Source organism: Micromonospora sp. AMSO31t (assembly GCF_008868175.1).
Taxonomy (GTDB): domain Bacteria; phylum Actinomycetota; class Actinomycetes; order Mycobacteriales; family Micromonosporaceae; genus Micromonospora.
The window spans coordinates 1-22,851 of the sequence record NZ_WBKT01000086.1 but is presented as its reverse complement, the minus strand read 5'-3'; the positions used below and the strand labels follow the sequence as shown (position 1 = coordinate 22,851).

The following is a 22,851-nucleotide window of genomic DNA, read 5'->3' as shown; positions in this document are numbered from 1 at the left end:
GGCACGGTGCGATCCTCGGCATCGACGGACGTCGTCATGGCCGGACGGCCGAGCCCATCGTAGGAGGATCACCCTGGCGGGTGAAGTCACGTCTGGACCCGGTGCCCGGCCCGTTCCAGCGCGCTCGTCGCCTCGACCAGCCGCACGGCGGGCACCAGCAGGTGGTCGGTGTCGTACGTGGAGAAGGCCACCACGTTCACCCGGGCCCGGGCGAGCGGGTCGACCAGCGTGGCGAGGGTGCCGGTGACCGCCGCGTCGAGCGGGCCGACCAGCCGCAGGCAGCGCCATTCGGTCTCCACGTCCGCCCCGGTGGGGGCCCGCTCGGCGGGGCAGATCACCGAGACCCCGTCGGCGGTCCAGCTCACCGTCACCACGTCGCGGTCGCCCAGGTCGCCCCAGATGTGCGGGGGCAGCACGGTGCCGGCCGGCAGGCGGCACACCGCGTACGCGCCCGGCAACAGAGCGACATCGAGCATGAGGGCACCCTACGGCCTCCACGTGGCTGTGCCCCAGCACCGCCCGGTGCGGCGATTGCCACACGTCTTCGCAGGTCAGACGGCAGAGAAGAAGGTGAGCGAGCCGGCCACCTGGCCGTCGGTGAGCACCGGCGTGGAGATGGCGTCGACCGTCGTGCCGGCGTCGGAGCCGGGCCCCTGGACCCGGAGCAGCCCCCGGGCCAGCCGGCCGGAGAGCAGCGCGAGCAGCGGCGGGATCTTGTCGGTCTCCTGCTCGGTCAGCTCGCTCGGGCTGGCCGTGAAGTCGACCAGTCGCAAGCCGCCCTCCAGCAGCGGCCGGCCGATCACGTCCTCGGGGGCGCCGAGGCAGAGCAGGTCGCAGCCGGACGAGGAGATCGCCACGACGGTGGTGTCGGCGTCGATCAGCAGGCACGGCTCGGCGGCCCGGGAGACCATGCCGGACCACCGCCCGACGTTGTCGGACTCCTGCTCGGTCGGTGTCCCCGCCGGGGGCACGAACGCTTCCGAGAGCGAGAGTTCGACGTGGGCCACCGCGCCTCCTATGTACACCGACGGTCTGTCCACGCTAGCCGGTCCTCACGACGACCGCCCGACCGCGCTGCGTCTCCGGTGGCCGGAGCCGCTCGGGGATCCGGGGCTCGGCGGGGACCGGGGGCAGGTGTCGGTGCGACGGTGCCCGGTGCCGGACGGCCGGCGACGGCGCGGGGCCGACGGGACCACCGGGGCGGACCCGCGGACCGCGTGGCGTCGCCGGAGACGTTACCGGCGGGCGGCCCGCTTGTCAGCGGCCGTTCGGCCCTCGTCGTACCACCGGTAGTCGGCTGCTGGACGGTACGTGCCGTTGAGCCACGTCGACGGGGCCTGGGCGACCCGGGAGAGCTTCTCGGCCGTGGCCGGACTGATCCGGTTGCCGCCGGCCACGAGCAGGCGGTCCAGCTCCCGGTGGGTGGCCATGAGGCAGTCCTTGGGCAGGCCGTAGACGCTGATGACCCCGGAGCCGACGAAGGTCAGCACCGGGGTCACCGGGATCGGCAGGCCGACGGCGTCGGAGAGGGCCTTGCTGGCCCGCTTGGCGTCGCGGCGCGCCTCGGCCACATAGGGCGGACGCTTGCCGTTGATCTGCACGACGTCGCCGGCGACGAGCACCCGGGCCCGGCCGTGGTCGGCGATGGTGACCGCGAAGAGCCCGCTCGGCCCGATGGCGAGGAACCCGGCCCGGTCGTCCCGGGTGCGGTCGAGCAGGATGTCCGCGGCGTCGGTGCGGGGCCACTCGATGACGTGCCAGGCGGGGCCGAGGTGGTCGAGTTGACCGAGAGCCCGGGCCCCGGCCGCCTCCAACCGGCGGGCCCCCCGCTCGGCCCGCCGACGGCGGGCCCACTCCAGCGGAGTCGGTCGGGCCGGTTCGAGCACCGAGGTGGCCTCGACCCGGGGGTGCGGCACCGAGACGGGCGGCAGTGCCCGGCTCGGTACGGCTCGGCGAGCGGGAAAGACAGTCATCGCGACCTCCGGCAAAAGGTCTCTCGAAGTTATGTCTCCACTACCCTACGTTGCGCACCCCGGTGCTCGGCAAGTTGGAGCGCCGGAATGAGTGCGGATGAATGCCATATTCATTCACACTTCTTTTCTCGGATGGTGCGGAAGGCTGTCCTAGGCTGCGAAGGTGACCCACTACGTGGACAGCGAGGTCGGTCGCCTCGGCACGGTGCTGCTGCACCGCCCGGGGCCGGAACTCGCCCGCCTCACCCCACGCAACAACGACTCCTTGCTCTTCGACGCTATCCCATGGGTGGGCCGGGCGCAGGAGGAGCATGACGCCTTCGCGGCCGCCCTGCGGTCCCGCGGGGTCGAGGTGCTCTACCTGGCCACCCTGCTGGCCGAGACCCTCGCCGTGCCGGACGCGCGGGCCGAGCTGACCGAGCTGGTGCTCCGCTCGCCCCGGCTGGGCGACACCCTGCGCCGCCGCGTCGCCGACCACCTGACGTACCTCGACCCGGCCGCGCTGGCCGACGTGTTCGTCGCCGGGCTCGCCCACGAGGAGCTGCGGGTCGGCCCGGACCGCCCGGGCGGTCTGGTCTGGACGCTGATGGACCGGCACGACTTCGTCATCGACCCGCTGCCCAACCTGCTCTTCACCCGCGACTCGTCGGTCTGGATCGGGGACCGGGTCGGTGTGACCAGCCTGGCCATGCCGGCCCGCCGGCGGGAGACCACGCTGACCGACGCGATCTACCGCTACCACCCGCGCTTCGTCGGCACCGAGTTCGTCTACCACCCGGAGCTGGAGCACCTGGAGGGCGGCGACGTGCTGCTGCTCGCGCCCGGGGTGCTCGCCGTCGGCGTGGGCGAGCGGACCACGCCGGCCGGGGCGGAGCGGCTGGGCCGGCAGGTCTTCGCCGCCGGGCTCGCGCACACCATCCTGGTGGTCCCGATCGCCCAGGAGCGGGCCACCATGCACCTCGACACGGTCTGCACGATGGTCGACGTCGACGCCGTGCTGATGTACCCGAACATCGCCAGCGAGCTGTCCGCGTACACGGTCATCGCCGGCGCGGACGGCGAGGATCCGCGGGTCGACGGCCCGGCGCCGTTCCTGCGGGCCGCCGCCGACGCCATGGACCTGGACCAGCTCCGGGTGATCGACACCGGGCTGGACCCGGTCACCGCGGAACGGGAGCAGTGGGACGACGGCAACAACACCCTCGCGCTCGCCCCCCGGCTCTGCGTGGGCTACGAGCGGAACGTGGAGACCAACGCCCAGCTCGAACGGGCCGGCATCGAGGTGATCGCCATCGCCGGGTCCGAGCTGGGCTCCGGGCGGGGCGGGCCCCGCTGCATGTCCTGCCCGCTGGTCCGCGAACCGCTGAGCCTCAGCGCAGGGTGAGCTGGCGGCCGAGCAGACCCTGGCGGGCCCGGCGCCCGGCCGCGTCCAGCGGCTCCCGCTCCTCGAGCGCCTCGGCGTAGCGCTTGGCGAACCCGGTCACCGGCTCCTCCCAGTCGGTGGCCGGGACGTCCTCGGGCAGGTCCCAGACCGGCACGAGGCGGCCGTGCGCCCGGAACATGCCGGCGAAGCGGGTGTCGTCGCCGAGGGTCAGCGTGCCGGCCACGCTCAGCCGGGACAGGGCGTCCAGCGCGATGTCCTCGTCCTCCGGCAGCACCCAGCGCACGTGCGCCTTCTCCGGCACCTGGCACCAGTACGCGGCCCGCGCCGCGGCCAGCTTCACGGTCGGGTAGATCGCCGCGTTGGCCCGCTCCAGGGATGCCTGCACGCCCGGGTCGTCGGCGGCGCCCGGGTCGAGCCAGAACTCGAAGCCGTCGTGCATGCTGATCTCCAGCGGCCCGTCCACGAGGATGTCCTGGAGGCGGGGGCCCGGCCCGGGCAGCGGCGGCACGCTCACCTGACCGCCCGGCTCGGTCCGCAGCGCGCAGAGCAGCGCGTCGGCCAGGTCCCGCGAGACGTCGCCGGACTGCTGGTGGCGCTGGAGGCCGATGAGGACCCGCCCGTCCGGCTTGGTGATCGCCGGGGCGGCCATCGGCAGCACGGTGGCCAGGGTGACCGGCCGGTCGCCGTGCTCCTCGACCAGCTCGGGGGTCAGCCGCAGCGGCGCGGAGGCGGCCGGGACCAGCTCGCGCAGGGCGATCCACTCCGGCTCGTCGACGAGGCCCTCGAACGGTCGGGGCACGAAGACGTCGCGCACCTTCTCCCGCTTCGGGGTGGCTTCGGCGGCCCGCTGGCTCTTTCGACGCTTGCTCACGGCGAGACAGCCTAGATGCCGGACCGGACGGCCGTGGGCAGGACCCGCCTCCCCGGTGGCCTCAACCGGCCACGACCAGGTCCGGCCGGGTGGAGCCGGCCGGGTCGAACTCGGCCCAGACACTCTGGCCCAGGCCGTCCCGCTCGACGCCCCAGCGGCTGGCCAGCCCGGAGACGATGTGCAGGCCGCGCCCGTCGACGGCGTCCGGGGTGGCGACCCGCATGAGCGGGCCGGAGGCGGAGCCGCCGTCGGTCACCCGGAGCTGGACGGTCTGCCCACCGGCCGCCGCCCGCAGCCGCCACGCCACCCGGACCACGCCCCCGGGCAGCGGGTCGGCGTGCCGCACGGCGTTGCCGACCAGCTCGGCGAGGACGGCCACCAGGTCGGCCAGCAGCGTCGGGGGTACGACGCCGGCCAGCTCGTCGGCGAGCCGGTGCCGGGCCAGGCGCGCGCCGGTGGCGTGGTGGGGCACCACCACGCACCACGATCGTTCGGCCGAACCCGTCCCCACCGTCGTTCCTTCCCCACCGCCGTGCGGGCCGGGTTCACCCCCGTGGCAGCCGCACCTCTGCGACCGTACCCCCACCGGCTCTCGGTCGTAGGGATACCCATCCCTTCTGCTGTTCAACGATCTGCCGGACGAGATAGAGCCCCAGCCCGGCCCCCGGGTAGCGACGCCGGTCGCCGGACTCCCCCTGCCAGAACCGGTCGAACGCCCGCTCCACGTGCTCCGGCCGGATGCCGATGCCCCGGTCGGCGACCCGGAAGGAGACGGTGCGTTCGTTGGCCTCGGCGCAGACCTCGATGGGGGTGTCCGGCAGCGAGTACTTGCCGGCGTTGGTGCCCAGCTCGGTGAGCACGGTGGCCAGGCTGTGCCGGTCGCCGAGGGCCTTGGGCAGGTCGGCCGGCAGGTCGAGGACCACCCGGTGCCGGACGTCCGCCGGCAGGTCGGGCACCGCCGCCCGCAGCGCGTCGGTCAGGTCGAACGGGGCGGCCGGCTCGCCGCCGGGGCGGTTCTCGGTGGCGGCGGTGAGCAGCCGGTCGACCAGCCGGGCCAGCTCGTTCGCGCGCTGCCCGATGATGCGGGCGGCCTGCCGCCGGTCGTCGTCGCTGAGCGACTCCCAGTGGTCGGTGAGGGTGTCCGCGTACCCCTTGATCACGGTGACCGGGGTGCGCAGCTCGTGGCTGGTCACCGCGACGAAGAGGTCGCGGTCGTTGTCGCGCCGCTGCTGGTCGGTGATGTCGCGGAAGGTGACCACCCGTAGCGTGCCCGGCCCGGGCAGCTCGCCGGAGGTGATCCGCAGCCAGCGGCCGTCCGGCAGCCGGTGGTCGAGGACCTGCCCGGACGGGGGGAGGGGGAACGGCAGCGGCTGGTTGAGCGCCTCGCCGGCCGGCCGCCCGGTCACCTGGGCGGCGGCCGGGTTCCAGAGCCGCACGTGGTGCTCGCGGTCCACCACGGCCAGGCCGTCGGCGAGGGCCGCCACCACCGGGCCGTCACCGTGCACCGGCAGGCCGGTCTGGTCGCCGTACATGTGGGCGATGCAGGCGGCCACGTAGCCGACCACGGCGCGCTGGGAGGCGTCCAGCGACTCGTCGGCCGGGTAGAGGGCGTGCAGGCTGCCCACGGTCAGCCCGCCGATCTCGGCGCGCGCCAGGATCATCCGGTGCAGTCCGCGCGCGGCCACCTCGTCGGCGAGCGCGCCGGGGATGGCGTCGACCCGGACCTCGCGCACCGGCGGGCCGGAGAGCAGGCAGACGGTGGCCGGGTCGGTGGCCGGCAGGGGGCGGCCGGTGACGAACTCGGCGCTGCCGGTCGCCGCGATCACCCGCCCGCCGGTGGGGGCGAACTCCACGAACACCAGGCCGGCCGCGCCGATGGCGGGCTCCACCTCGCGGAGCAGCCGGGTGAGCACGGGCAGACCGGACTCCCCCGAGTTGATCATCTTGATCACGGCGGTGTGGCCGGCGATGAGAGAGGTGAAGTCGGTTCGCTCCGGCATGTCCCGAGTGTGCCCCGCCGCCCGGTGCGGGGACACCCCCGGCCGGGCGACCGCCCACCGGTCGGACCGGTGGGGCTCACCGGCCCAACCGGGCCAACGTCCGGGCGGGCCGGTCGGTGATCACCCCGTCGACCCCGGCGGCCAGCACCAGCTCCAGATCCTCCGGCTCGTTCACGGTCCAGACGAAGACCTGGTTGCCGGCGGCGCGCAGCGCGGGGACGAGCTGGGGACGCGCTCGGACCAGGCCGATCCCCGGCCCGGCGATCCGGGTGCCGAACGGCAGCCGGCCCAGCCGCAGCCAGCGCGGCAGCACCTCCAGCAGCAGCACCGTGGGCAGTGCCGGCGCGAGGTCGCGGATCCGGCGTACGGCGAGCGGGGAGAAGGACATCACGGTGACCCGGACCGGGTCGTCCGGACCGGGCTCGGCCAGGCCGTACCGGCGCAGCACGGTGACCAGGCGGCGCTCGACGTCCCGGCCGTAGCGGGACGGGTGCTTTGTCTCGATCAGCAGCCGCACCGGCCGCCCGGCGGCCAGCACCGCGTCGAGCAGCCGCTCCAGCGTGAGCAGCCGGGTATGTGACTCGTCGAGCTGTTCGTCGCCGTCGGCCGCCACCCCGCCGGGGTGCCACGAGCCGAAGTCGAGCGCCTCCAACTCGGCGAGCGTCCGCGCGCTGACCAGCCCGTGACCGTTGCTGGTCCGGTCCAGCCGGCGGTCGTGGACGCAGACCAGGTGCCCGTCCCGGGTGAGCCGGACGTCGCACTCCAGCCCGTCCGCGCCCTCGTCGAGCGCGCGCAGGTAGGCGGCGAGGGTGTGCTCCGGCAGGTCGTGGGACGCGCCGCGGTGTGCGAACACCAGAGGGACGGTCATGGCCGCGCCGCGCCTCAGGCGACCCGGCCCGGCTGCCCGTCGTCGGTGACCACCGGGCGGCCGGCGGCGGCCCAGTCACCCATCCCGCCCACGACGTTGCGCACCTGGTCCCAGCCGTTGCGCATCAGGTAGGCGACGACCTGCGCGGACCGCCCGCCGGAGCGGCAGATCACGGCCACCTCGCGGTCGTCCGGCACCTCGGCGATCCGGGCGGGCAGCTCGGTCATCGGCAGGTGGTGGGCGGCCGGCGCATGGCCGGCGGCCCACTCGTCGTCCTCCCGGACGTCGAGCAGGTAGACGTCGTCGGGCACGGCCGACGCGGGCACGCTGGGAACCTGTGGTCCGAACACGGCTACCAAGCCTAGACGGCCCGTCCGGTCAGAGGCGGTTGACCCAGCGGGGATTGGCCGCGGCCCACTCCGGCATCCGGGTGCCGCGCAGCGCGTCGAAGAGCCCGCCGCCGCCGTTGTCCAGCACCACGTAGGAGACCTGGTCGATGGTCTGCGGAAAGGAGGGCACCTGGACGCCGTGCAGGGCGTCCGCGGGCAGCCCGCGGAGCGCGAGGAGGAGGTCCTCCAGGGGTACGCCGTTGCTGTCCAGGGTCAGCGCCCCGCCGACCGCCCGGAGCACCCGGTCCAGCTTCACCGGGTCGCTGCGCAGGTGGGTCTCGCCGGCCCGGTCGAGCACCGCCCGGAGCATCTGCTGCTGGTGTCGCTGCCGGTCGTAGTCGCCGCCGGGCAGGTCGTAGCGCTGCCGCACGTAGTCCAGCGTCCGGGCGCCGTCCATCTGCTGGCAGCCGGTGTCGAACTGGGTCTTCGTGTGGATCGACCGGACGGGGGTGTCCACGCACATCCGGATGCCGCCGAGCAGGTCGATGACCTGCTTGAAGCCGGCGAAGTCGACAAGCGCGGCGCCGTCGAAGCGGATCCCGGTGAGCCGGGCGAGGGTGGCGCTGAGCAGCCGGGCCCCGGAATCGCCCCCGCCGCCGTGCTCGTACGCCGCGTTGACCTTGTCCCGGCCGCCGCCGTAGCCGGGCGCCGCCGGGATGGCGACCAGCAGGTCGCGCGGGACGGAGATCAGGTACGCCTGCCGGAGCCCGGCCGGCACGTGCACGATCAGGATGCTGTCGGAACGCTGGTCCTCGGGGTTGGCGCCGGGCCGGTGGTCGGAGCCGATCAGCAGGTAGTTGAGCGGGCCGGAGAGGTCGGTGCGGGACTGCCGGGCCGCCGAGTCGAGCAGTTGCTCCTTGGTGACCGTGCGGTCGTACCGGTTGGTGAGCCAGTGCAGCCCCGCCACGCCGAGGGTGGCGAGCAGGAGCAGGGCGAGACCGGCGCCGAGCAGGAACCGGGGCCAGCGGGCGGGTCGACCCCGCCCGCGTGCGTTCCGTGCTGGCCTGGACGTGACGTTCCCCCCGTAGCCGCGACATGAGACCCGCTCACGTCAGGCTACGGGGGGGAAGCTCCGGGCGGTGCCGCTTTCGCGCGGCTACCGGCCGGTCACCAGGTCATTTGCGGGTGGACAGGACCGTCGGGTTCGACACCACGAAGTCCGCGAGCTTGTCGTTCTTCACCGCCTGGAACATCTCCATGGTCGTCTCGTTGAACTTCTCCCGGCCGTTGCCGGCGCTGCTGTAGGTGCCGCCGTTGGTCCGGAGGGTGACCAGGTCGTTCCCGCTGACGCCCTTGAGCGTGAAGATGAAGTTCGCGATCGGCACGCCGCCGGTGTCCAGGATGAACGCCTTGCCGGCCGCCTTGATCAGCGCGTTCAGCTTGATCGGGTTGGTCAGCATGCCCTTGTCGGTGGCCTTCTTGGCCATCGCCTTGATCAGCTGCTGCTGGTTCTGCTGGCGGTCGTAGTCGCTGTTCGGCAGGCCGTAGCGCTGGCGGGCGAAGTCGAGGGCCTCCCAGCCCTCCATCTCCTTGCAGCCCTTCTTGTGCACCACCGGGGTCATCGCCTTGCCGGTCTTCTTCGCGTCCGCGTTCCACATGGGCTTGCCGTCGACCATCATCATGTGGTGCGACTTGACCTCGTGGCTCACGCAGATGCGCACGCTGCCGAGGGCGTCGATCACGTTCTTGAAGCCGCCGAAGTTGATGATCGCGGCGCCGTCGAAGCTGATGCCGGTCATCGACTTGATGGTCTTGGCCATCAGCTGGGCACCGCCCTCCCAGCCCCCGCCGTTGCGGGCGCCGATCTGGAAGGCTGCGTTGATCTTGTCGGTGCCGCCCCGGTAGCCGCTCTTCTCGAAGGCCGGGATCTGTGCCTCGGTGTCCCGAGGGATGGAGATCAGATAGGCCTGGTCGTGGGTGGCCGGGATGTGCAGGATGATGATCGTGTCCGAGCGGACGTCGTCGGCGGCCCAGCGCGCGCGGGCGTCCACGCCGAGCAGCAGCATGTCGATCGGGCCTTCGAGACTGTTGCCGCCCTCGGCGTCGGTCTTGCCCGCCTCGCCGAGCAGGTTGCCCTGGTCGATGCTGCTGGTCGCCTGACCGATCACCGCCTTGCTGCCGACGATCGCGACACCGCTGGTCATCATCAGCACGGCACCGAAGATCACGGTGAGCTTGGCCCAGAACGGGTCCTTGCGCTTGGTGCGCTTCTTCCCGCCACCGGGCCCGCGGCCGCCGTGGCCGGGCTGCGTGGGGATGATCGGGGGAACCCGCCCGGGCGAACCGGGCTCCAGTGACTGAGGGCGACGGCTGGTCTGGACCGGCATGCGTGCTCCAGCTCGGTGATCGGGGGCGGGACCACTGTACGTATCTGTTCCCGTTCTCGCGACCTCGTGCGAGGGCTATTCCCGTCAATCTCGGCCAATGGCCTGCGGTTGTGACCGAACGGCCAATTGAAAAGATCCGGTCGGCGGTTGGCTCACTGTGGGAAGAGCCTTGACCGCCGACCGGATGTGCTGCTTCGTGGGGGCGGCGTCAGCCGCCGCTCCCGTCACTGTCGGTCTTCTGGTTGGCCTTCACCCAGTCGGCCATCGTGTCCGCCGCGATGGCCTTGTACATCGCCAGCGCCTTCTCCCGGTCGGAGACCACCACCGACTGGCCGTCGACGGTCTGGCCACCCAGGTTCGGGCTGGTGAGGAAGGTCAGGTTCTCGCCGCGCAGGTTTCGGAACTGCAGCGCCATGTCGGTCAACGAGAATCCCTGATCGACGGTGACGGCGGCGGTGACCGCCCGGAGGAAATCGTTGAGCTTCCTGGGGTTGGTCAATGTCCCCGTGCTGGCCGCCTTGTCCATCAGCGCCTTGAGGAACTCCTGCTGGTGGCGCATCCGGGCGAAGTCGCCGTCGGGGAACTGCTTGCGCTGCCGGACCCAGTCCAGGGCCTCGGCGCCGTTCATGTGGTTCACACCCTTGGTGAACGTCCGGTACGGCTTGTGGATCGAGTTGATGGTGCGCTCCACCTTGAGGTCCACCCCGCCGAGGGCGTCGGTGACCTCCTTGAAGCCGCCGAAGTCGATCGCCATCACGTGGTCGATGCGGACGTCGCTGAAGCACTCCACCGTCTTCACGGCCAGCGGCAGGCCGCCGAACGCGAAGGCGGCGTTGATCTTGTTGCGCGAGCCCGAGTCGCAGGAGGCGCCGGCGCTCTCCGGGATCGGCACGTAGAGGTCACGCGGGATCGAGACCAGGTAGGCCTGCTTGTGGTCGGCCGGGATGTGCATGACGATCAGCGTGTCCGCCCGCCACTTGCCGGCGGCGTCCACCTCGGCGTCCGGGTCCCGCGAGTCGCTGCCGACCAGCAGGATGTTCAACGCGCCGTCGACCTGCTTGGCCGGGCGGCCCCCGGTGATCTGCGAGAAGGGGTCCGTGCGGGCCAGGTCGCCGTTGAGGTTCCGGGCGTAGAGCCAGGCGCCGGCGCCGCCGAGCAGCGCCAGCACCAGCACCGCGATGCCGGCCACCAGGCCGATGCGCCCCCACCGTGGCCGCGGGCCGCGCCGGCCGGGACCGCCGGAACGCGGCGCGTCGTCGTGCGAGGGGTACCAGCGCGCGTCGGTCGCGCGGGCACGCCCGGTGGTGCCCCGGCCGGAGCCGGGGACCTGGGCGCGGCCCGCGCTCCGACTCAGACGTGCGGGGAGCGGGACGCCGGCAGACGAGGTCGCTGACATGTAACCGAGGGTAGGTCGGCGGAGCCACCCGCGCCCTGAGGCGCAGCCGGGTGTCAGCCTCCTCCCAGCGGGACTCAGTACCCTAGCCGGCCGCGGAAGTACTCGATCGTGCGTCGCAGGCCGTCTTCGGGCGTCACGCTGGGCTCGTATCCCAGCAGCTCACGGGCGAGCGTCAGATCGGGGCGCCGCTTCTCCGGGTCGTCGGCAGCGCGGGTGATGTAGCTCACCTCGGAGCTGCTTTCGGTCAGTGACACGATCGTCTCGGCCAGTTGCCGCATCGACATCTCGTGCTCGGTGCCGCAGTTGATCGGGCCGGTCTCGGTCGAGTCGAGCAGCAGCAGGATGCCCCGCACCAGGTCGTCCACGTAGCAGATCGAGCGGGTCTGGTTGCCGGTGCCGTGCACGGTGATCGGTTCGCCGCGCAGCGCCTGGGAGATGAAGGTCGGGATGGCCCGGCCGTCGTCCGGCCGCATCCGCGGGCCGTACGTGTTGAAGATCCGGACGATCGCCGTGTCGGTGCCCCGGCTGCGGTGGTACGCCATGGTGGCCGCCTCCGAGAAGCGCTTGGCCTCGTCGTAGACGCTCCGGATGCCGATCGGGTTGACGTTGCCCCAGTACGTCTCGCGCTGCGGGTGCTCCTTCGGGTCCCCGTACGCCTCGGAGGTGGAGGCCATCAGGAACCGGGCGCCGTCGGCGGTGGCCCGCTCCAGCAGGTGCAGCGTGGCCACGGAGCCGACCCGCAGGATCTCCACCGGCAGCTTCTCGAAGTCGGTGGGGCTGGCCGGGGAGGCCATGTGCAGGATCCCGTCGAACCGCTCGGCCATGGCCGGGTGGTCGGTCGGCAACCCTTCCGAGATGTCCGCCTCGATCAGCGTGAAGGTCGGCTTCTCGAGGAGGTGGGCGATGTTGTCCTTGGAGCCGGTGACGAAGTTGTCCAGCACCACGACCGTGCAGCCGCGCTCGATGAGCCGGTCGACGAGGTGGGACGGGACGAAGCCGGCGCCGCCGGTGACGAGGATGCGATGTCCGGAGCCGAAGCGGGGAGCGACCTTCATGGCCGCCAGCCTACTCAAGCCGGTGGGCCGGAGCCGACGACGGCTCCGGCCCACCGGGGGTGGGGGGTGTGGTCAGTGCGCGCCGGCGCCGGTGACCGAGCGCACCTCCAGCTCGGCGTACTTCTCCTCGTCGTGCTCCTTCGACACCAGCGTGCCGATCCAGCCGCAGAGGAAGCCGATCGGGATCGAGATGATGCCCGGGTTCGACAGCGGGAACCAGTGCCAGTCGTGGTCGGGGAACATGGCCGTCGGCGCCCCGGAGACCACCGGGGAGAAGAAGACCAGCACCACGGCGGCGAGCAGGCCGCCGTAGATCGCCCAGACCGCGCCCGAGGTGTTGAACCGCTTCCAGAACAGGCTGTAGAGGATCGCCGGCAGGTTGCCCGAGGCGGCGACCGCGAAGGCCAGCGCCACCAGGAACGCCACGTTCAGGCTCTGCGCGAAGATCGACAGGACGATGGAGATCGCGCCGATCACCAGGGCGGAGATCCGGGCGACGTTCACCTCCTGCCGCTCGGACGCCTCGCCGTTGCGCACCACGTTGGCGTAGAAGTCGTGCGCCAGGCTGGACGAGGAGGCCAGGGTGAGCCCGGCCACCACCGCCAGGATCGTGGCGAAGGCGACCGCCGCGATGATCGCCAGCAGTGTCGCCCCACCCAGGTCGCCGCCGAAGAAGTCCTTGCCGAGCGCTTCGGCGAGCTGCGGGGCGGCCGTGTTGCCGGCCTTGTCCTGCGCGGTGATCGCCTGGCCGCCGACCAGCGCCGCCGCGCCGAAGCCGAGGGCCAGGGTGAGCAGGTAGAAGGTGCCGATGATGCCGATGGCCCAGAGCACGCTCTTCCGGGCCGCCTTCGCGGTCGGCACGGTGTAGAAGCGGATCAGGATGTGCGGCAGGCCGGCGGTGCCGAGCACCAGCGCGATACCCAGCGAGAGCAGGTCCATCTTGCTGTAGAAGGTCTTCAGCGCGTCGCCGGGTGTCTCCACGCCGTAGCGCAACCCGGGTTCGAGGAAGGCCGCGCCCTTGCCGGACTGCTGGGCGGCGTCACCCAGCAGCGACGACAGGTTGAACTTGTAGTGCGCCAGCACCAGCAGGGTCATGACGATCGCGCCGGTCATCAGCAGGAACGCCTTGACGATCTGGACGTAGGTGGTGCCCTTCATCCCGCCGACCGTGACGTAGATGATCATCAGGGCGCCGACCAGGATGATGGTGGCCACCTTGGCGGTGTCCGCGTCCATGCCCAGGAAGGTGGTGCCCGGCTTGATGCCGAGCAGCAGGGCGACCAACGCGCCCGCGCCGACCATCTGGGCCAGCAGGTAGAAGATCGACACCGTGATGGTGGAGACCGCCGCGGCGGTCCGCACCGGGCGCTGGCGCATCCGGAACGCCAGCACGTCGGCCATCGTGTACCGGCCGGAGTTGCGCAGCAGTTCGGCGACGAGCAGCAACGCCACCAGCCAGGCGACCAGGAAGCCGATCGAGTACAGGAAGCCGTCGTAGCCGTACAGGGCGATGAGGCCGGCGATGCCCAGGAAGGACGCCGCCGACATGTAGTCGCCGCCGATGGCCATGCCGTTCTGGAAGCCGGAGAAGGACCGGCCGCCGGCGTAGAAGTCGGTGGCGGTCTTGGTCTGCCGGCTGGCCCACACCGTGATGGCGAGCGTGATCGCCACGAAGACCAGGAAGAGCGTGATCGTCAGGTTCCGGGCGGTGGTGCTGCCCGCCTCAGCCGCGAGGACCGTGTTCATGGTTCACCTCCCCCATCTCGGCGCGGATCCGGTCGGCGACCGGGTCGATCTTCCGGTCGGCGAACCGCGAGTAGAGCCAGGCGATGACGAACGTCGAGACGAACTGGAGGAGGCCGAAGACCAGGGCGACGTTGATGTTGCCGACCAGCTTCGTGCCCATGAAACCCCGCGCGTACGCGGAGAGGATGACGTAGAGCGCGTACCACAGGAAGAACGCGACGGTCATCGGGAAGACGAAGCCGCGCAGCGCGCGCCGCAACCCGGCGAACTCGTCCGACCGCTGGACGGCGAGGTACCGTTCCGCCGCCGACTCGGCGGGTGCGGACGCGGGTGTGTCCGTGGACATCTGTGGATCACCACCTTCGCAGGCGTGGGGAGTTTCGCGCACGGTAGAGAGCGCGCTGCCCGCCGGGGAAGGCTCGGATCGGCCATGGTCGACGCCTGCGCCGAACGGCAGTCCGGCTGCGCCGAGTGACTCAGGTCACTCCGCTCAGCGGTCGGTGGTCAGTCGGTCAGCCCCCGGTAGCGGCCGCGGTAGTGCAGCAGCGGCGCGCTCTCCTCGGCCAGGTCGACCGCCTCGATGGTGGCCTCGACCAGCAGGCCCCAGCCGTACTCCCGGGCGGCGTCGAGCCGGCACCCGGCCCACCCGCCGCCGTCGGCGGGCACCGGTCCGTAGGGGGTGTCGGTCCAGGAGTCGAGCGCGAAGAGGCCGCCCGGCGACGGGAAGAGGCCGGCGAACCGGTCGGCGAGTTGCCGGTGCCCGGGACCCAGCGGCGTGACCGCGAACCGGCCCGCCTCCTCGACCGCCGCCCACAGTTCCGACTCCGGGTCGACCAGCCCCAGCAGCCGGTCCGGCTCCCCCTCGGCCACGAGGGTGGACGAGACGGTCAGCCCGGCCGGGCCGGGCGCGGTCCAGAGCGTCACCGGGGCGGCCAGCCGGCCGCGCAGGCGGCGGACCGGCGAGCGCTGCCCGGCCGGCACGGCGAACGGGTCGGTGTGGTGGATCTCGGCGCCCGGCTCATGATTCACGTGAAACATTGTGCCGCCCCGCCCCCGCGCCCACCCGAGGAAGCGCCGGTGCAGTGCGCCCTGCCCGGCCTCGTCCAGATCTTGGACGAATTCGGCCCCGGGAGGGGCCCTTTCCGCCCAAGATCTCGGCGGTCGTTGGGCCGGCGCTCGCCTTCACGCCGGACTCCCGGCGCTGCCTGCTCGCGAGCCTCGGGCGGGACGGGCTCGACTGAGGGCCCTACCCTGCCGGGCATGTCTCTCGTCCCACCGCAGCAGCTCGCTCAGGAACGCGTCGTCAGCGCCGACGCCGTCCTCGGCGGTCAGGTCGACCTGCGCGCCTACCCGCACCGGCACCTCGTGGTCACCGCTAAGCACACCTGGGGGCGTAGCGGATTCCAGCCCCTCATGGAGGCGGTCGAGCACCTGTCCCACTACGGCTGGGAGCTGGTCAACGTGACCAGCATCGGTGACGGCCACAACCTCTACGCGGCCATGCGCCGCACGGCCTGACCCGGCGGATCTTGGACAGTTCCCGTTCGGGGCGAACGGAAACTGTCCAAGATCTCCGGCTATGCGTCGAGGGAGCGGCGGGCGGCGGCCAGCACCTCGGGGTCGGTGCAGCCGGCGGCGTACCCGGCGATCCGGCGGCGGATGTCGCGGCCGAGCAGCCAGACCCCGATGCGGTCGGCCACCGGGCGGAGGAACGCGGGCCGGCACCGGAAGTTGTACCGCCAGGTGGCGACGGTCGTGCCGGGCTGGGGGCCGGGGGCGAACCGCCAGCCGCCGCCGAACCGCTCGAAGAACCACGGCCCGCGCACCATCTTCATGCCGACGTTGGTCGGCGGCGCCCAGGAGACGTACTCGCTGACCATGACGAGGCCGTGCCGGGAACGGGTGAAGGTGCGCACGCCCCGGCCCGGCCGGGTGGCCCCGTCGACGAAGTGCTGTTCCCGGACGAAGGGGTCCCAGCGGTAGCGGACCGGCGCCACGGTCTGCGACACCGCGAAGGCCAGCTCCGGCGGGACCGGGACGGTGGTCACCGCCTCGACGACCGGCATCAGCGCCTCGGGGTGACGGCGGCCAGCAGTTCCGGCAGACGGCGGTCCAGCGCGTCGCCGGCCAGGTACGCGCCGAGCAGCGCGGCACCCACCCCGTACGCCAGGCCCACCGGCAGGGCCAGCCAGAGCCAGACGTCGCCGAGCAGCGCGGCGGCCACCACCAGCGGCACGGCGGCCACCGCCGAGGCCACCATGGACACCAGGGCGTACAGGCTCCGCGCCATCCCGGCGCCAGTGTTCATGGCGAACGGGTTGCTGGTCTCCGGCAGCGAGTAGCCGCCGAGCACCGAGACAGCCGCGTTGATCGCCAACCCGCAGCCGTACGCGGCGAACAGCCCGCCGGCCATCACGCCGAGCCAGCCGGGCCGCCCGAGCACGACGGCCAGCACCACGGCGACCGTGCCGAGGATCGGCACCACGTACAGCGAGAACGCGGTCATCCGGGCGCGCAGCTCCACCCGCCCCGGCACGCCCGCCACCACGTTGGCCGCGTACGCGCTGCCGTCGAAACCGAACTGGTTGGCCAGCGTCACGGCGGCGAGCACCCCGACGAAGACCATCGAGATGCTGACCAGCAGCGGCGACGAGTTGGCCGTGGCCTCGCCGAACGCGGCCCCGCCGTCGGTGGCGAACCGGGAGCCGCCCAGGTTGACCATGACCGGCACGAAGATGCCGACCACCGCCACGGTGATCAGGTTGGCCCGCCGCCGGGCGTCCCGCCACCAGTAGCGGCACTCCCGGGCGACCAGCGCGCCGAACCGGTCCCGCCCGGCCCAGCCGACGGCCCGGGGGAAGAGCTGCGCGACGGCCCCGCCCGCCAGGGTGCCGCGCCGGTCCCGGGACGGCCCGGCGCTCGCCGCACCCACCATCGCCGACTCCAGCGACCGCGACCACCACAGCAGGAGTACGCCGGTAGCCGCGACGGTGATCAGCAGCTTCAGCCCGGCCACGGCGGCGTGCCCCTCGGCCACCTCGACGCCGGCGGTCCAGGGCGCCCCGAACGGGGTCCAGCCGACCACGCGGGCGACCCCGGTGAGCCGGTCCCAGTCGGCCTGCCGGACCGCGCCGAGCACCAGCAGCTGCAACGGGCCGAGCAGGGCGGCGACCACCGCGAGCAGCACGGCGGCCAGGTCGCGAACCCGGCGGGAGCGGAGCATGGTGGCGAAGGCGCTGGTCACCGCGCGGGCGGCGGCCACGCAGAGCAGCAGGCCGAGGGCCACCCCGAGCACCGCGACGAGCGCGGCGAACCAGCCGCCCAGCGCGCCGGCGGTGACCACCAGCCCGGCGGCTGCGAGCAGGGTCGACAGCGCCGGGACGCTGACCAGGGCGGCCGCGAACAGGCCGGTGACCAGGGTGCGGCGGGAGAGCGGGAGCAGTGCGAAGCGGGCCGGGTCCAGGGTCTCGTCCACGCCGAAGAAGACCAGCGGCAGCAGCAGCCAGCCGAGGGTCAGCAGGCCGCCGCCGAAGGCGGCGGTCATCAGCGCGTAGCGGGACTCGTCGGCCAGGCCGGGCGCGGCGAGCAGGAAGAAGCCGCCGGCGGCGAACCAGAGCCCGAACAGCAGGCCGCCCACGAACAGCGCGATCCGCCAGCCCTGACCTCGGAAGTTGTTGCGCAGCACCCGCAGTTTGAGCCGGACGAAGTGCCGGGGCGAGACGGCCCGGGCCGGCCGCTCGGCGGCGGTCACCGGGACAGCCACGACAGCTCCTCGCCCGTCGCGGTCCGCCCGCCGACCACCTCGACGAAGACCTCCTCCAGGGACCGGTCGCCGCGCACCTCGGTGAGCGTGCCGACCCGCTTGATCCGGCCGTCGGCCAGGATCGCCACGTGCGAGCAGAGCCGCTCGACGACCTCCATGACGTGGCTGGAGAAGATCACCGTGCCGCCGCCCACGACGTAGCGGTGCAGGATGTCCCGGATGAGGGCCGCCGAGACCGGGTCGACCGCCTCGAACGGCTCGTCCAGCACCAGCAGCCGGGGGCCGTGCAGCAGCGCGCAGGCCAGGCCGATCTTCTTCTTCATGCCGGCCGAGTAGTCGACCACCAGCGTGCGGCCGGCGTCGGTGAGCGCCAGCACGTCGAGCAGTTCCACCGCGCGCTGGTCGACCACCGCCGGGTCCATGCCACGCAGCAGCCCGTGGTAGGCCAGCAGCTCGGCCCCGCTGAGCCGGTCGAAGAGGCGAACCCCGTCGGGCATGACGCCGAGCAGCCCCTTGGCGCGTACCGGGTCGGCCCACACGTCGTACCCGAGCACCCGGGCCTGGCCGGCGTCGGGCCGCAGCAGGCCGACGGCCATGGAGAGGGTGGTGGTCTTGCCGGCCCCGTTCGGGCCCAGCAGCCCGTAGAAAGAGCCGGTCGGCACGTCGAGGTCGACGCCGGCGACCGCGACCTTGGTGTCGAACCGCTTGGCCAGGCCACGGATGGACAGCGCCGGGTGCTGATCGGTCATGGCACTGACCGTAGCCCGGCCCGGCCAGCGACAGATCCGGCCAGAGGAGGATCTTCCCGTCCCCCTTCAGCTGTACCCGTCAGAGCCCGTCCCAGGGGTGCGGCCGGCCGTTGTCGCTTTCCCACTCGGCGACGGCCCGGGCCCGGTTGGGGTCGTCGGCCAGCAGCCGCCAGTACCGGGCCACCACCCGCCGGGTCTCCTGGAGCGGGTAGTGGGCCTTGAGCACGTCTCGCCAGAGGTTCTGCAGGTCCACGCCCTCCGCGCTGAGCTCGGCCGCCCAGGCGTTGCCCTCCCAGCTCTCGCCCTCCTTGCGGCCGGCGGCGATGTCCTCCAGATCGGCCAGGAGGTCCAGGCACGTCTCGTGAACGCTCTGGATGTCGTCGGTCAGCCACATGCCCAGGCAGTCGAGCCGGCGGTCGGTGGTCCGGTATTCGGCGACCCCACGTTCGCTCCGGTAGAACTCGATGCTGCTCAAGGCGTGCCTCCAGGCAGGACGGGATAGCCGTGGCTCAAAGTGTCCGTCTCGGGATCGTAGAAGCCTTTCAGATCGACTCCACGGTAGGTGCCGGACCACCGGCCCGTCTTCGGGTCCTTCACCACGTCCGGGGAATCGAAGCCCCGGGTGACGGCGTTGTCCGCCTCCTCGGCAGTCCAGTGGTCCGGGAAGAAGGTGCTGCCACCGCGCTTCTCCCGCCACTCGCCGGTCCGGCGGTTCTGCATGGCCACCCGCCCGTGGTAGACCCCGGTCCGGGAATCGCGCTGGGTGACCTTGAGCAGCTTGGCGCCCGGCGGGTCGATGCCGCCCGGACGGTGGTGCCAGCCCGACGCCCGGCCGTCCCGCTCGCCCACCAGCGTGTGCCGGAGCCGCTCCGGCTGCATGCCGCGGCGTTGCCCGTGCCGGGCGCGCTTCCTCTGCTTCCGCATGTAGTCCAGCGCGGCCCGGACGATGGCCTTGTTGCGGGCGCCTTTAGCCATTGAGCAGCTCGGTGACGACCTGGTCGATCAGCAGGCCGACGATCTCCCGGGTGATCGCCTGGAAGATCGGGATCTCGGCCAGCGAGGCGCCGAACGTCGCCACCGCGGTCGCGACGGCCTGCGCGATCTCCACCGCGAGGATCACCAGCTGCACGATGACCTGGATCTTGAGGGCCAGCACGATGGCACCGCAGATGATCAGGCCCGTGCCGGCCAGCATCGCCCCCGTGGCACCGTCGTCCAGCACCTGGGTCGGGCCGTCCTGCTCGGTCCAGTAGCGCTGGAACGCCTCGATGTCGGCACCGGCGTTGCCCGCTCCCACCGGGGCGGCGGTCTGCCGCGCCTCGCCGGTCAGCTCGTGCATGGTGCCGCTGAAGGCGAGCCAGCGCTGCCCCATCTCGAACAGCGCCGTCTCGTCAGTCTGCGGCCAGGTGTAGCCGATCATCCCGAGCACGGTCACCAGCTCACCGGGAAGTTGCAGGCCCACTGTCACACCTGTCCCAGTCGCTGACCGAGCCCGGTGAAGCGCTCGTCGATCAGCCGCTCGTTCTCCTCGCCGCGATGGGCCATCCCGTTCAGGTCGACACCGACCACGCCCAGCTCCTCGATGGCCGACTCGAAGCACTCCGCCGCGTACGCGGTCACCTCATCGACCGCCGCACCGATGAGCGAGCCGATGTCGTCGTCGCCCCACGGCGCGCCGAAGGCGGCCAGGTCGGACATGAAGGTGCGCAGCTCGGTGAGGAAGCGGTCGGACACGTCCTGGAGCCCGTTGCCGGCGCTCCGGAGGCCCTCCGGGTCGATGGCCCGCACCATCTCAGGGCCGCTCGCCGGAGGCCAGTCGCTGCTGTACCCGGGTCAGGGTGTCGACGAAGCCCTGGAGCTGTGGCACGGCCGTCCGCTGCACCTCGCGGAGCTGCTCCACCATCGCCGTGGCGTCCGGGACGCCCGTCGCGCCGGCGATCGCCGAGCGGAGGTCGGCCAGCGCCACGTTGGTGGCGGCGCGGACCGCCTCAGCCAGGTCCGGCGACGGCAGCCGCATGGCGGCAGGCTCGATCTCCACGCTCTCGATGTGACCGCCGAGTGCGGCGGTCACCCGGACCAGCCCGTCGGCGGCCGAACCGTGGCCCTGCACGTCGGGCGGCTCCTGGTCGGCGCTCCGGCCGCCGCCAGCGAGAGTGGCCAGCACTGTCGAGATCGTACGGTCCAGGTCGGACGGCTCAGCCATGCCGGGCAGTGTAGTCAACCGCTCACGTTCCGCCGGTCCCCGAGGACCGCCGCCGGGCGTGATCCGCACCGCAACCGGCCGTGCGCCCCCGGACCGCCGTGCCCTGAGCCGCAGGTCAAAGACGCAAGGTCTCCGGGGTGTGCAGGCGGAGCATGGTGACGCCGACGTCCCGGGGCAGCCGCCGCCGGGTGGCCATCGACACCGCCACCATCACGGTGAACGCCAGTGGCACCGTCCACGCGGCGGGTTGGGTGGTGAGCGTGGCCGGCCAGCCGGACAGCGGCGGGCCGAGCACGGTGAGCAGCACCGCGCCGATCGCGGCGCCGCCGCCGACCAGCACCCCGGCCGCGGCGCCCAGGTCGGTCAGGCCGCGCCACCAGATGCCGAGCACGAGCAGCGGGCAGAAGCTCGACGCGGCGACCGCGAAGGCCAGCCCGACCACCTGAGAGACGTCCAGCCCGGAGACGTTCAGCGCGAGCACCGCCGGCACCCCGCCGGCGATCACCGTGGCCAGCCGGAAGCCGCGCACCGAGCCGCGGCCGAGGACGTCGGTCGAGATCACCCCGGCCACGCTGGTGAGCAGGCCGGACGAGGTGGAGAGGAAGGCCGCGAACGCCCCCGCGGCGACCAGTGCGGCGAGCAGCCGGCCGGTGGTGCCGTCGCCCAGCGCCGCACCGGGCAGCAGCACCACCACGGCGTCGGTCTGGCCGGTGACCAGCAACTGCGGCGTGTAGACCCGGCCCAGCACTCCGTAGATGGTGGGCAGCAGGTAGAAGACGCCGACCAGGGCCAGCACCACCAGCGTGGTGCGCCGGGCGGCGGCGCCGTCGGGGTTGGTGTAGAAGCGCACGAGCACGTGCGGCAACCCCATGGTGCCGAGGAAGGTGGCCAGGATCAGCGAGTACGTCCCGAACAGGCCCCGGTCGTCGTCGCCGGCCGTGTCGGGCAGCAGCCAGTCGGTGGCGGCGGTGGCCGCGCCGGAGACCTCGGGCACCGGGTCACCGGCGGCGAAGTCGAGACGGTCGCCGGGGCGTACCTCCCGGAGGTCGCCGTCGGGCAGGGTGAGCGTCGCGCGGTGCTCCACCACGAGGGTGGTCGCGGTCCGGAACGTCGGCCCGTCGGGTGGGGTCACCGCCGGGCGGGCGTCGGCCTGCCACTGCAACGCCAGGAAGATCGCGGGTACGGCGAGAGCGGTGAGCTTCAACCAGTATTGGAAGGCCTGCACGAAGGTGATCGCCCGCATCCCGCCCAGCGCCACGTTCGCGGTCACCACCACGGCGACCAGCAGCGCCCCCACCGGGTAGGGCGAGCCGGCCACCGTGGCCAGGGTCAGCCCGGCGCCCTGGAGTTGCGGCACCAGGTAGAGCCAGCCGATGAAGATCACGAAGACGGTGGCGAGCTTCCGCAGCCGCCGCGAGCCGAGCCGCACCTCGCAGAAGTCGGGCAGGGTGAACGCACCGGAGCGGCGCAGCGGGGCGGCCACGAAGAGGAGCAGCGCCAGGTAGCCGGCCGCGAAGCCGACCGGGTACCAGAGCACGTCGACGCCGTACTTGAGGATCAGCCCGGCCACGCCGAGGAAGCTCGCCGCCGACAGGTATTCCCCGCCGATCGCGGCGGCGTTCCAGGTGGGGCTGACCGCCCGCGAGGCGACCAGGAAGTCGGAGGTGGTGCGGGCCAGCCGCAGCCCGTAGAAACCGATGCCGACGGTGACCAGAGTGACCGCCACGATCGCGGGAACCACGTAGCCGTTGCCCATCAGCGCTCCGGCCGCTGGACCAGGTCGGTGAAGTCCTGCTCGTTGCGTTCCGCCAGCCGCACGTACGCCCAGCCGACCCCGATCAGGAACGGGAAGGCGGCCACCCCGAGCAGCAGCCAGGGCAGGTTGACGCCGAGCAGGGTCACCCGGCCGACCGAGGGCGCGATGGCGAAGAGCCAGGGCAGCCCGCCCAGCCCGATCAGCACCAGCAGGCTCAGCCGCAGGGCCAGCGAGAGCTGGGCCCGCATGAGGCCCTGCACGAGCGTCTCGCCGACCCGGGTCTGCTGGGTCAGTTCGGAGCGGGTGCGTTCGGCGCGGCTGCGCGGGCGGGAGACCTCGGCCAGCACGACGCGGGTCCGCCGGGGGGGCTG

At 72.6% G+C, this 22,851-nt stretch carries 27 protein-coding genes; 2 read left to right on the top strand and 25 right to left on the bottom strand.

Features of this window, described 5'->3' with window-relative positions:
- Positions 1-86: 86 nt before the first annotated feature.
- From F8274_RS19365 to F8274_RS19355, 3 genes are all read right to left on the bottom strand, one after another.
- Positions 87-476 carry an ACT domain-containing protein gene (locus F8274_RS19365; RefSeq protein ID WP_151463790.1) on the bottom strand — a complete coding sequence of 130 codons (390 nt, stop codon included), beginning with the start codon at positions 474-476 and terminating at the stop codon, positions 87-89.
- 75 nt (positions 477-551) lie between these two features.
- Positions 552-1,007: a PAS domain-containing protein gene (locus tag F8274_RS19360; RefSeq protein ID WP_151463789.1), complete on the bottom strand. Its 456-nt coding sequence runs from the start codon at positions 1,005-1,007 to the stop codon at positions 552-554.
- A 228-nt stretch (positions 1,008-1,235) separates the two neighbouring features.
- Positions 1,236-1,973, bottom strand: coding sequence for a hypothetical protein (locus F8274_RS19355; RefSeq protein WP_151463788.1), 738 nt, complete (start codon positions 1,971-1,973; stop codon positions 1,236-1,238).
- Positions 1,974-2,136: 163 nt separating this feature from the next.
- On the opposite strand from F8274_RS19355, the gene F8274_RS19350 reads away from it, so the two are divergent.
- On the top strand, positions 2,137-3,357 hold the full coding sequence (locus F8274_RS19350) for an arginine deiminase (protein ID WP_151463787.1): 1,221 nt from the start codon (positions 2,137-2,139) through the stop codon (positions 3,355-3,357).
- Here F8274_RS19350 and F8274_RS19345 read toward each other — a convergent pair.
- The 12 genes from F8274_RS19345 to F8274_RS19290 form a co-directional block, all read right to left on the bottom strand.
- Positions 3,344-4,228, bottom strand: a complete 885-nt coding sequence (locus F8274_RS19345) for a DUF5926 family protein (protein WP_151463786.1) — start codon at positions 4,226-4,228, stop codon at positions 3,344-3,346. The genes F8274_RS19350 and F8274_RS19345 overlap by 14 nt on opposite strands.
- Positions 4,229-4,289: 61 nt before the next feature.
- Positions 4,290-4,706 carry an ATP-binding protein gene (locus F8274_RS19340; RefSeq protein WP_192579891.1) on the bottom strand — a complete coding sequence of 139 codons (417 nt, stop codon included), beginning with the start codon at positions 4,704-4,706 and terminating at the stop codon, positions 4,290-4,292.
- Positions 4,707-4,773: 67 nt separating this feature from the next.
- A complete protein-coding gene (locus F8274_RS19335; RefSeq protein WP_151463784.1) occupies positions 4,774-6,228 on the bottom strand; it encodes an ATP-binding protein in 1,455 nt (484 codons plus the stop codon).
- Between the two features lie 76 nt (positions 6,229-6,304).
- Positions 6,305-7,096, bottom strand: coding sequence for a glycerophosphodiester phosphodiesterase family protein (locus tag F8274_RS19330; protein WP_151463783.1), 792 nt, complete (start codon positions 7,094-7,096; stop codon positions 6,305-6,307).
- Between the two features lie 14 nt (positions 7,097-7,110).
- The gene (locus F8274_RS19325) at positions 7,111-7,446 is read right to left on the bottom strand and encodes a rhodanese-like domain-containing protein (RefSeq protein WP_151463782.1); all 336 of its coding nucleotides are present in this window, start codon (positions 7,444-7,446) and stop codon (positions 7,111-7,113) included.
- A 28-nt stretch (positions 7,447-7,474) separates the two neighbouring features.
- On the bottom strand, positions 7,475-8,392 hold the full coding sequence (locus tag F8274_RS19320; RefSeq protein ID WP_225853866.1) for an LCP family protein: 918 nt from the start codon (positions 8,390-8,392) through the stop codon (positions 7,475-7,477).
- 208 nt (positions 8,393-8,600) lie between these two features.
- The gene (locus F8274_RS19315) at positions 8,601-9,812 is read right to left on the bottom strand and encodes an LCP family protein (protein WP_151463780.1); all 1,212 of its coding nucleotides are present in this window, start codon (positions 9,810-9,812) and stop codon (positions 8,601-8,603) included.
- A 208-nt stretch (positions 9,813-10,020) separates the two neighbouring features.
- Complete coding sequence (locus tag F8274_RS19310; protein ID WP_151463779.1) at positions 10,021-11,208, bottom strand: LCP family protein; 1,188 nt, start codon at positions 11,206-11,208, stop codon at positions 10,021-10,023.
- A 74-nt stretch (positions 11,209-11,282) separates the two neighbouring features.
- Entirely contained in the window at positions 11,283-12,263 is a 981-nt protein-coding gene (locus F8274_RS19305) for an NAD-dependent epimerase/dehydratase family protein (RefSeq protein WP_151463778.1), read from the bottom strand.
- 72 nt (positions 12,264-12,335) lie between these two features.
- Entirely contained in the window at positions 12,336-14,009 is a 1,674-nt protein-coding gene (locus tag F8274_RS19300) for a cation acetate symporter (protein WP_151463777.1), read from the bottom strand.
- Complete coding sequence (locus F8274_RS19295; protein ID WP_151463776.1) at positions 13,987-14,355, bottom strand: DUF485 domain-containing protein; 369 nt, start codon at positions 14,353-14,355, stop codon at positions 13,987-13,989. Before F8274_RS19295 ends, F8274_RS19300 begins: the two co-directional genes overlap by 23 nt.
- A gap of 158 nt (positions 14,356-14,513) precedes the next feature.
- Positions 14,514-15,116 (bottom strand): flavin reductase family protein, encoded by a 603-nt coding sequence (locus tag F8274_RS19290; RefSeq protein WP_225853867.1) that lies wholly within the window; start codon positions 15,114-15,116, stop codon positions 14,514-14,516.
- 153 nt (positions 15,117-15,269) lie between these two features.
- Here F8274_RS19290 and F8274_RS19285 point away from each other — a divergent pair, with 153 nt between their 5' ends.
- Positions 15,270-15,527, top strand: coding sequence for a hypothetical protein (locus F8274_RS19285; protein ID WP_151463774.1), 258 nt, complete (start codon positions 15,270-15,272; stop codon positions 15,525-15,527).
- A 59-nt stretch (positions 15,528-15,586) separates the two neighbouring features.
- On the opposite strand, the gene F8274_RS19280 is transcribed toward F8274_RS19285, so the two are convergent.
- The 10 genes from F8274_RS19280 to F8274_RS19235 all read right to left on the bottom strand — a co-directional run.
- On the bottom strand, positions 15,587-16,075 hold the full coding sequence (locus F8274_RS19280) for an SRPBCC family protein (RefSeq protein ID WP_151463773.1): 489 nt from the start codon (positions 16,073-16,075) through the stop codon (positions 15,587-15,589).
- Positions 16,075-17,772, bottom strand: coding sequence for an ABC transporter permease (locus F8274_RS19275; protein WP_151463772.1), 1,698 nt, complete (start codon positions 17,770-17,772; stop codon positions 16,075-16,077). The genes F8274_RS19280 and F8274_RS19275 overlap by 1 nt, the downstream gene beginning before the upstream one ends.
- Complete coding sequence (locus F8274_RS19270) at positions 17,757-18,521, bottom strand: ABC transporter ATP-binding protein (protein ID WP_151463771.1); 765 nt, start codon at positions 18,519-18,521, stop codon at positions 17,757-17,759. Before F8274_RS19270 ends, F8274_RS19275 begins: the two co-directional genes overlap by 16 nt.
- A 79-nt stretch (positions 18,522-18,600) precedes the next feature.
- Positions 18,601-18,996, bottom strand: a complete 396-nt coding sequence (locus F8274_RS19265; protein ID WP_151463770.1) for a hypothetical protein — start codon at positions 18,994-18,996, stop codon at positions 18,601-18,603.
- Positions 18,993-19,496: an EndoU domain-containing protein gene (locus tag F8274_RS19260; RefSeq protein WP_151463769.1), complete on the bottom strand. Its 504-nt coding sequence runs from the start codon at positions 19,494-19,496 to the stop codon at positions 18,993-18,995. Before F8274_RS19260 ends, F8274_RS19265 begins: the two co-directional genes overlap by 4 nt.
- On the bottom strand, positions 19,489-19,983 hold the full coding sequence (locus F8274_RS19255; protein ID WP_151463768.1) for a hypothetical protein: 495 nt from the start codon (positions 19,981-19,983) through the stop codon (positions 19,489-19,491). The genes F8274_RS19260 and F8274_RS19255 overlap by 8 nt, the downstream gene beginning before the upstream one ends.
- Before the next feature lie 2 nt (positions 19,984-19,985).
- Positions 19,986-20,312 (bottom strand): hypothetical protein, encoded by a 327-nt coding sequence (locus F8274_RS19250; protein WP_151463767.1) that lies wholly within the window; start codon positions 20,310-20,312, stop codon positions 19,986-19,988.
- A 1-nt stretch (position 20,313) separates the two neighbouring features.
- Complete coding sequence (locus F8274_RS19245; protein ID WP_151463766.1) at positions 20,314-20,724, bottom strand: YbaB/EbfC family nucleoid-associated protein; 411 nt, start codon at positions 20,722-20,724, stop codon at positions 20,314-20,316.
- A gap of 115 nt (positions 20,725-20,839) precedes the next feature.
- Entirely contained in the window at positions 20,840-22,480 is a 1,641-nt protein-coding gene (locus F8274_RS19240) for a cation acetate symporter (protein ID WP_151463765.1), read from the bottom strand.
- Positions 22,480-22,851 (bottom strand): hypothetical protein (locus F8274_RS19235; RefSeq protein WP_225853865.1); only part of this gene is annotated, 372 nt, incomplete at its 5' end. The genes F8274_RS19235 and F8274_RS19240, both read right to left, overlap by 1 nt.

Coding starts and splice junctions, on each gene's coding strand:
- F8274_RS19315 (WP_151463780.1), bottom strand. CDS start 9,812: ATGCCGGTCCAGACCAGCCGTCGCCCTCAGTCACTGGAGCCCGGTTCG.
- F8274_RS19310 (WP_151463779.1), bottom strand. CDS start 11,208: ATGTCAGCGACCTCGTCTGCCGGCGTCCCGCTCCCCGCACGTCTGAGT.
- F8274_RS19270 (WP_151463771.1), bottom strand. CDS start 18,521: ATGACCGATCAGCACCCGGCGCTGTCCATCCGTGGCCTGGCCAAGCGG.
- F8274_RS19245 (WP_151463766.1), bottom strand. CDS start 20,724: ATGGCTGAGCCGTCCGACCTGGACCGTACGATCTCGACAGTGCTGGCC.
- F8274_RS19295 (WP_151463776.1), bottom strand. CDS start 14,355: ATGTCCACGGACACACCCGCGTCCGCACCCGCCGAGTCGGCGGCGGAA.
- F8274_RS19330 (WP_151463783.1), bottom strand. CDS start 7,096: ATGACCGTCCCTCTGGTGTTCGCACACCGCGGCGCGTCCCACGACCTG.
- F8274_RS19250 (WP_151463767.1), bottom strand. CDS start 20,312: ATGGTGCGGGCCATCGACCCGGAGGGCCTCCGGAGCGCCGGCAACGGG.
- F8274_RS19300 (WP_151463777.1), bottom strand. CDS start 14,009: ATGAACACGGTCCTCGCGGCTGAGGCGGGCAGCACCACCGCCCGGAAC.
- F8274_RS19280 (WP_151463773.1), bottom strand. CDS start 16,075: ATGCCGGTCGTCGAGGCGGTGACCACCGTCCCGGTCCCGCCGGAGCTG.
- F8274_RS19355 (WP_151463788.1), bottom strand. CDS start 1,973: ATGACTGTCTTTCCCGCTCGCCGAGCCGTACCGAGCCGGGCACTGCCG.
- F8274_RS19240 (WP_151463765.1), bottom strand. CDS start 22,480: ATGGGCAACGGCTACGTGGTTCCCGCGATCGTGGCGGTCACTCTGGTC.
- F8274_RS19260 (WP_151463769.1), bottom strand. CDS start 19,496: ATGGCTAAAGGCGCCCGCAACAAGGCCATCGTCCGGGCCGCGCTGGAC.
- F8274_RS19365 (WP_151463790.1), bottom strand. CDS start 476: ATGCTCGATGTCGCTCTGTTGCCGGGCGCGTACGCGGTGTGCCGCCTG.
- F8274_RS19305 (WP_151463778.1), bottom strand. CDS start 12,263: ATGAAGGTCGCTCCCCGCTTCGGCTCCGGACATCGCATCCTCGTCACC.
- F8274_RS19285 (WP_151463774.1), top strand. CDS start 15,270: ATGTCTCTCGTCCCACCGCAGCAGCTCGCTCAGGAACGCGTCGTCAGC.
- F8274_RS19335 (WP_151463784.1), bottom strand. CDS start 6,228: ATGCCGGAGCGAACCGACTTCACCTCTCTCATCGCCGGCCACACCGCC.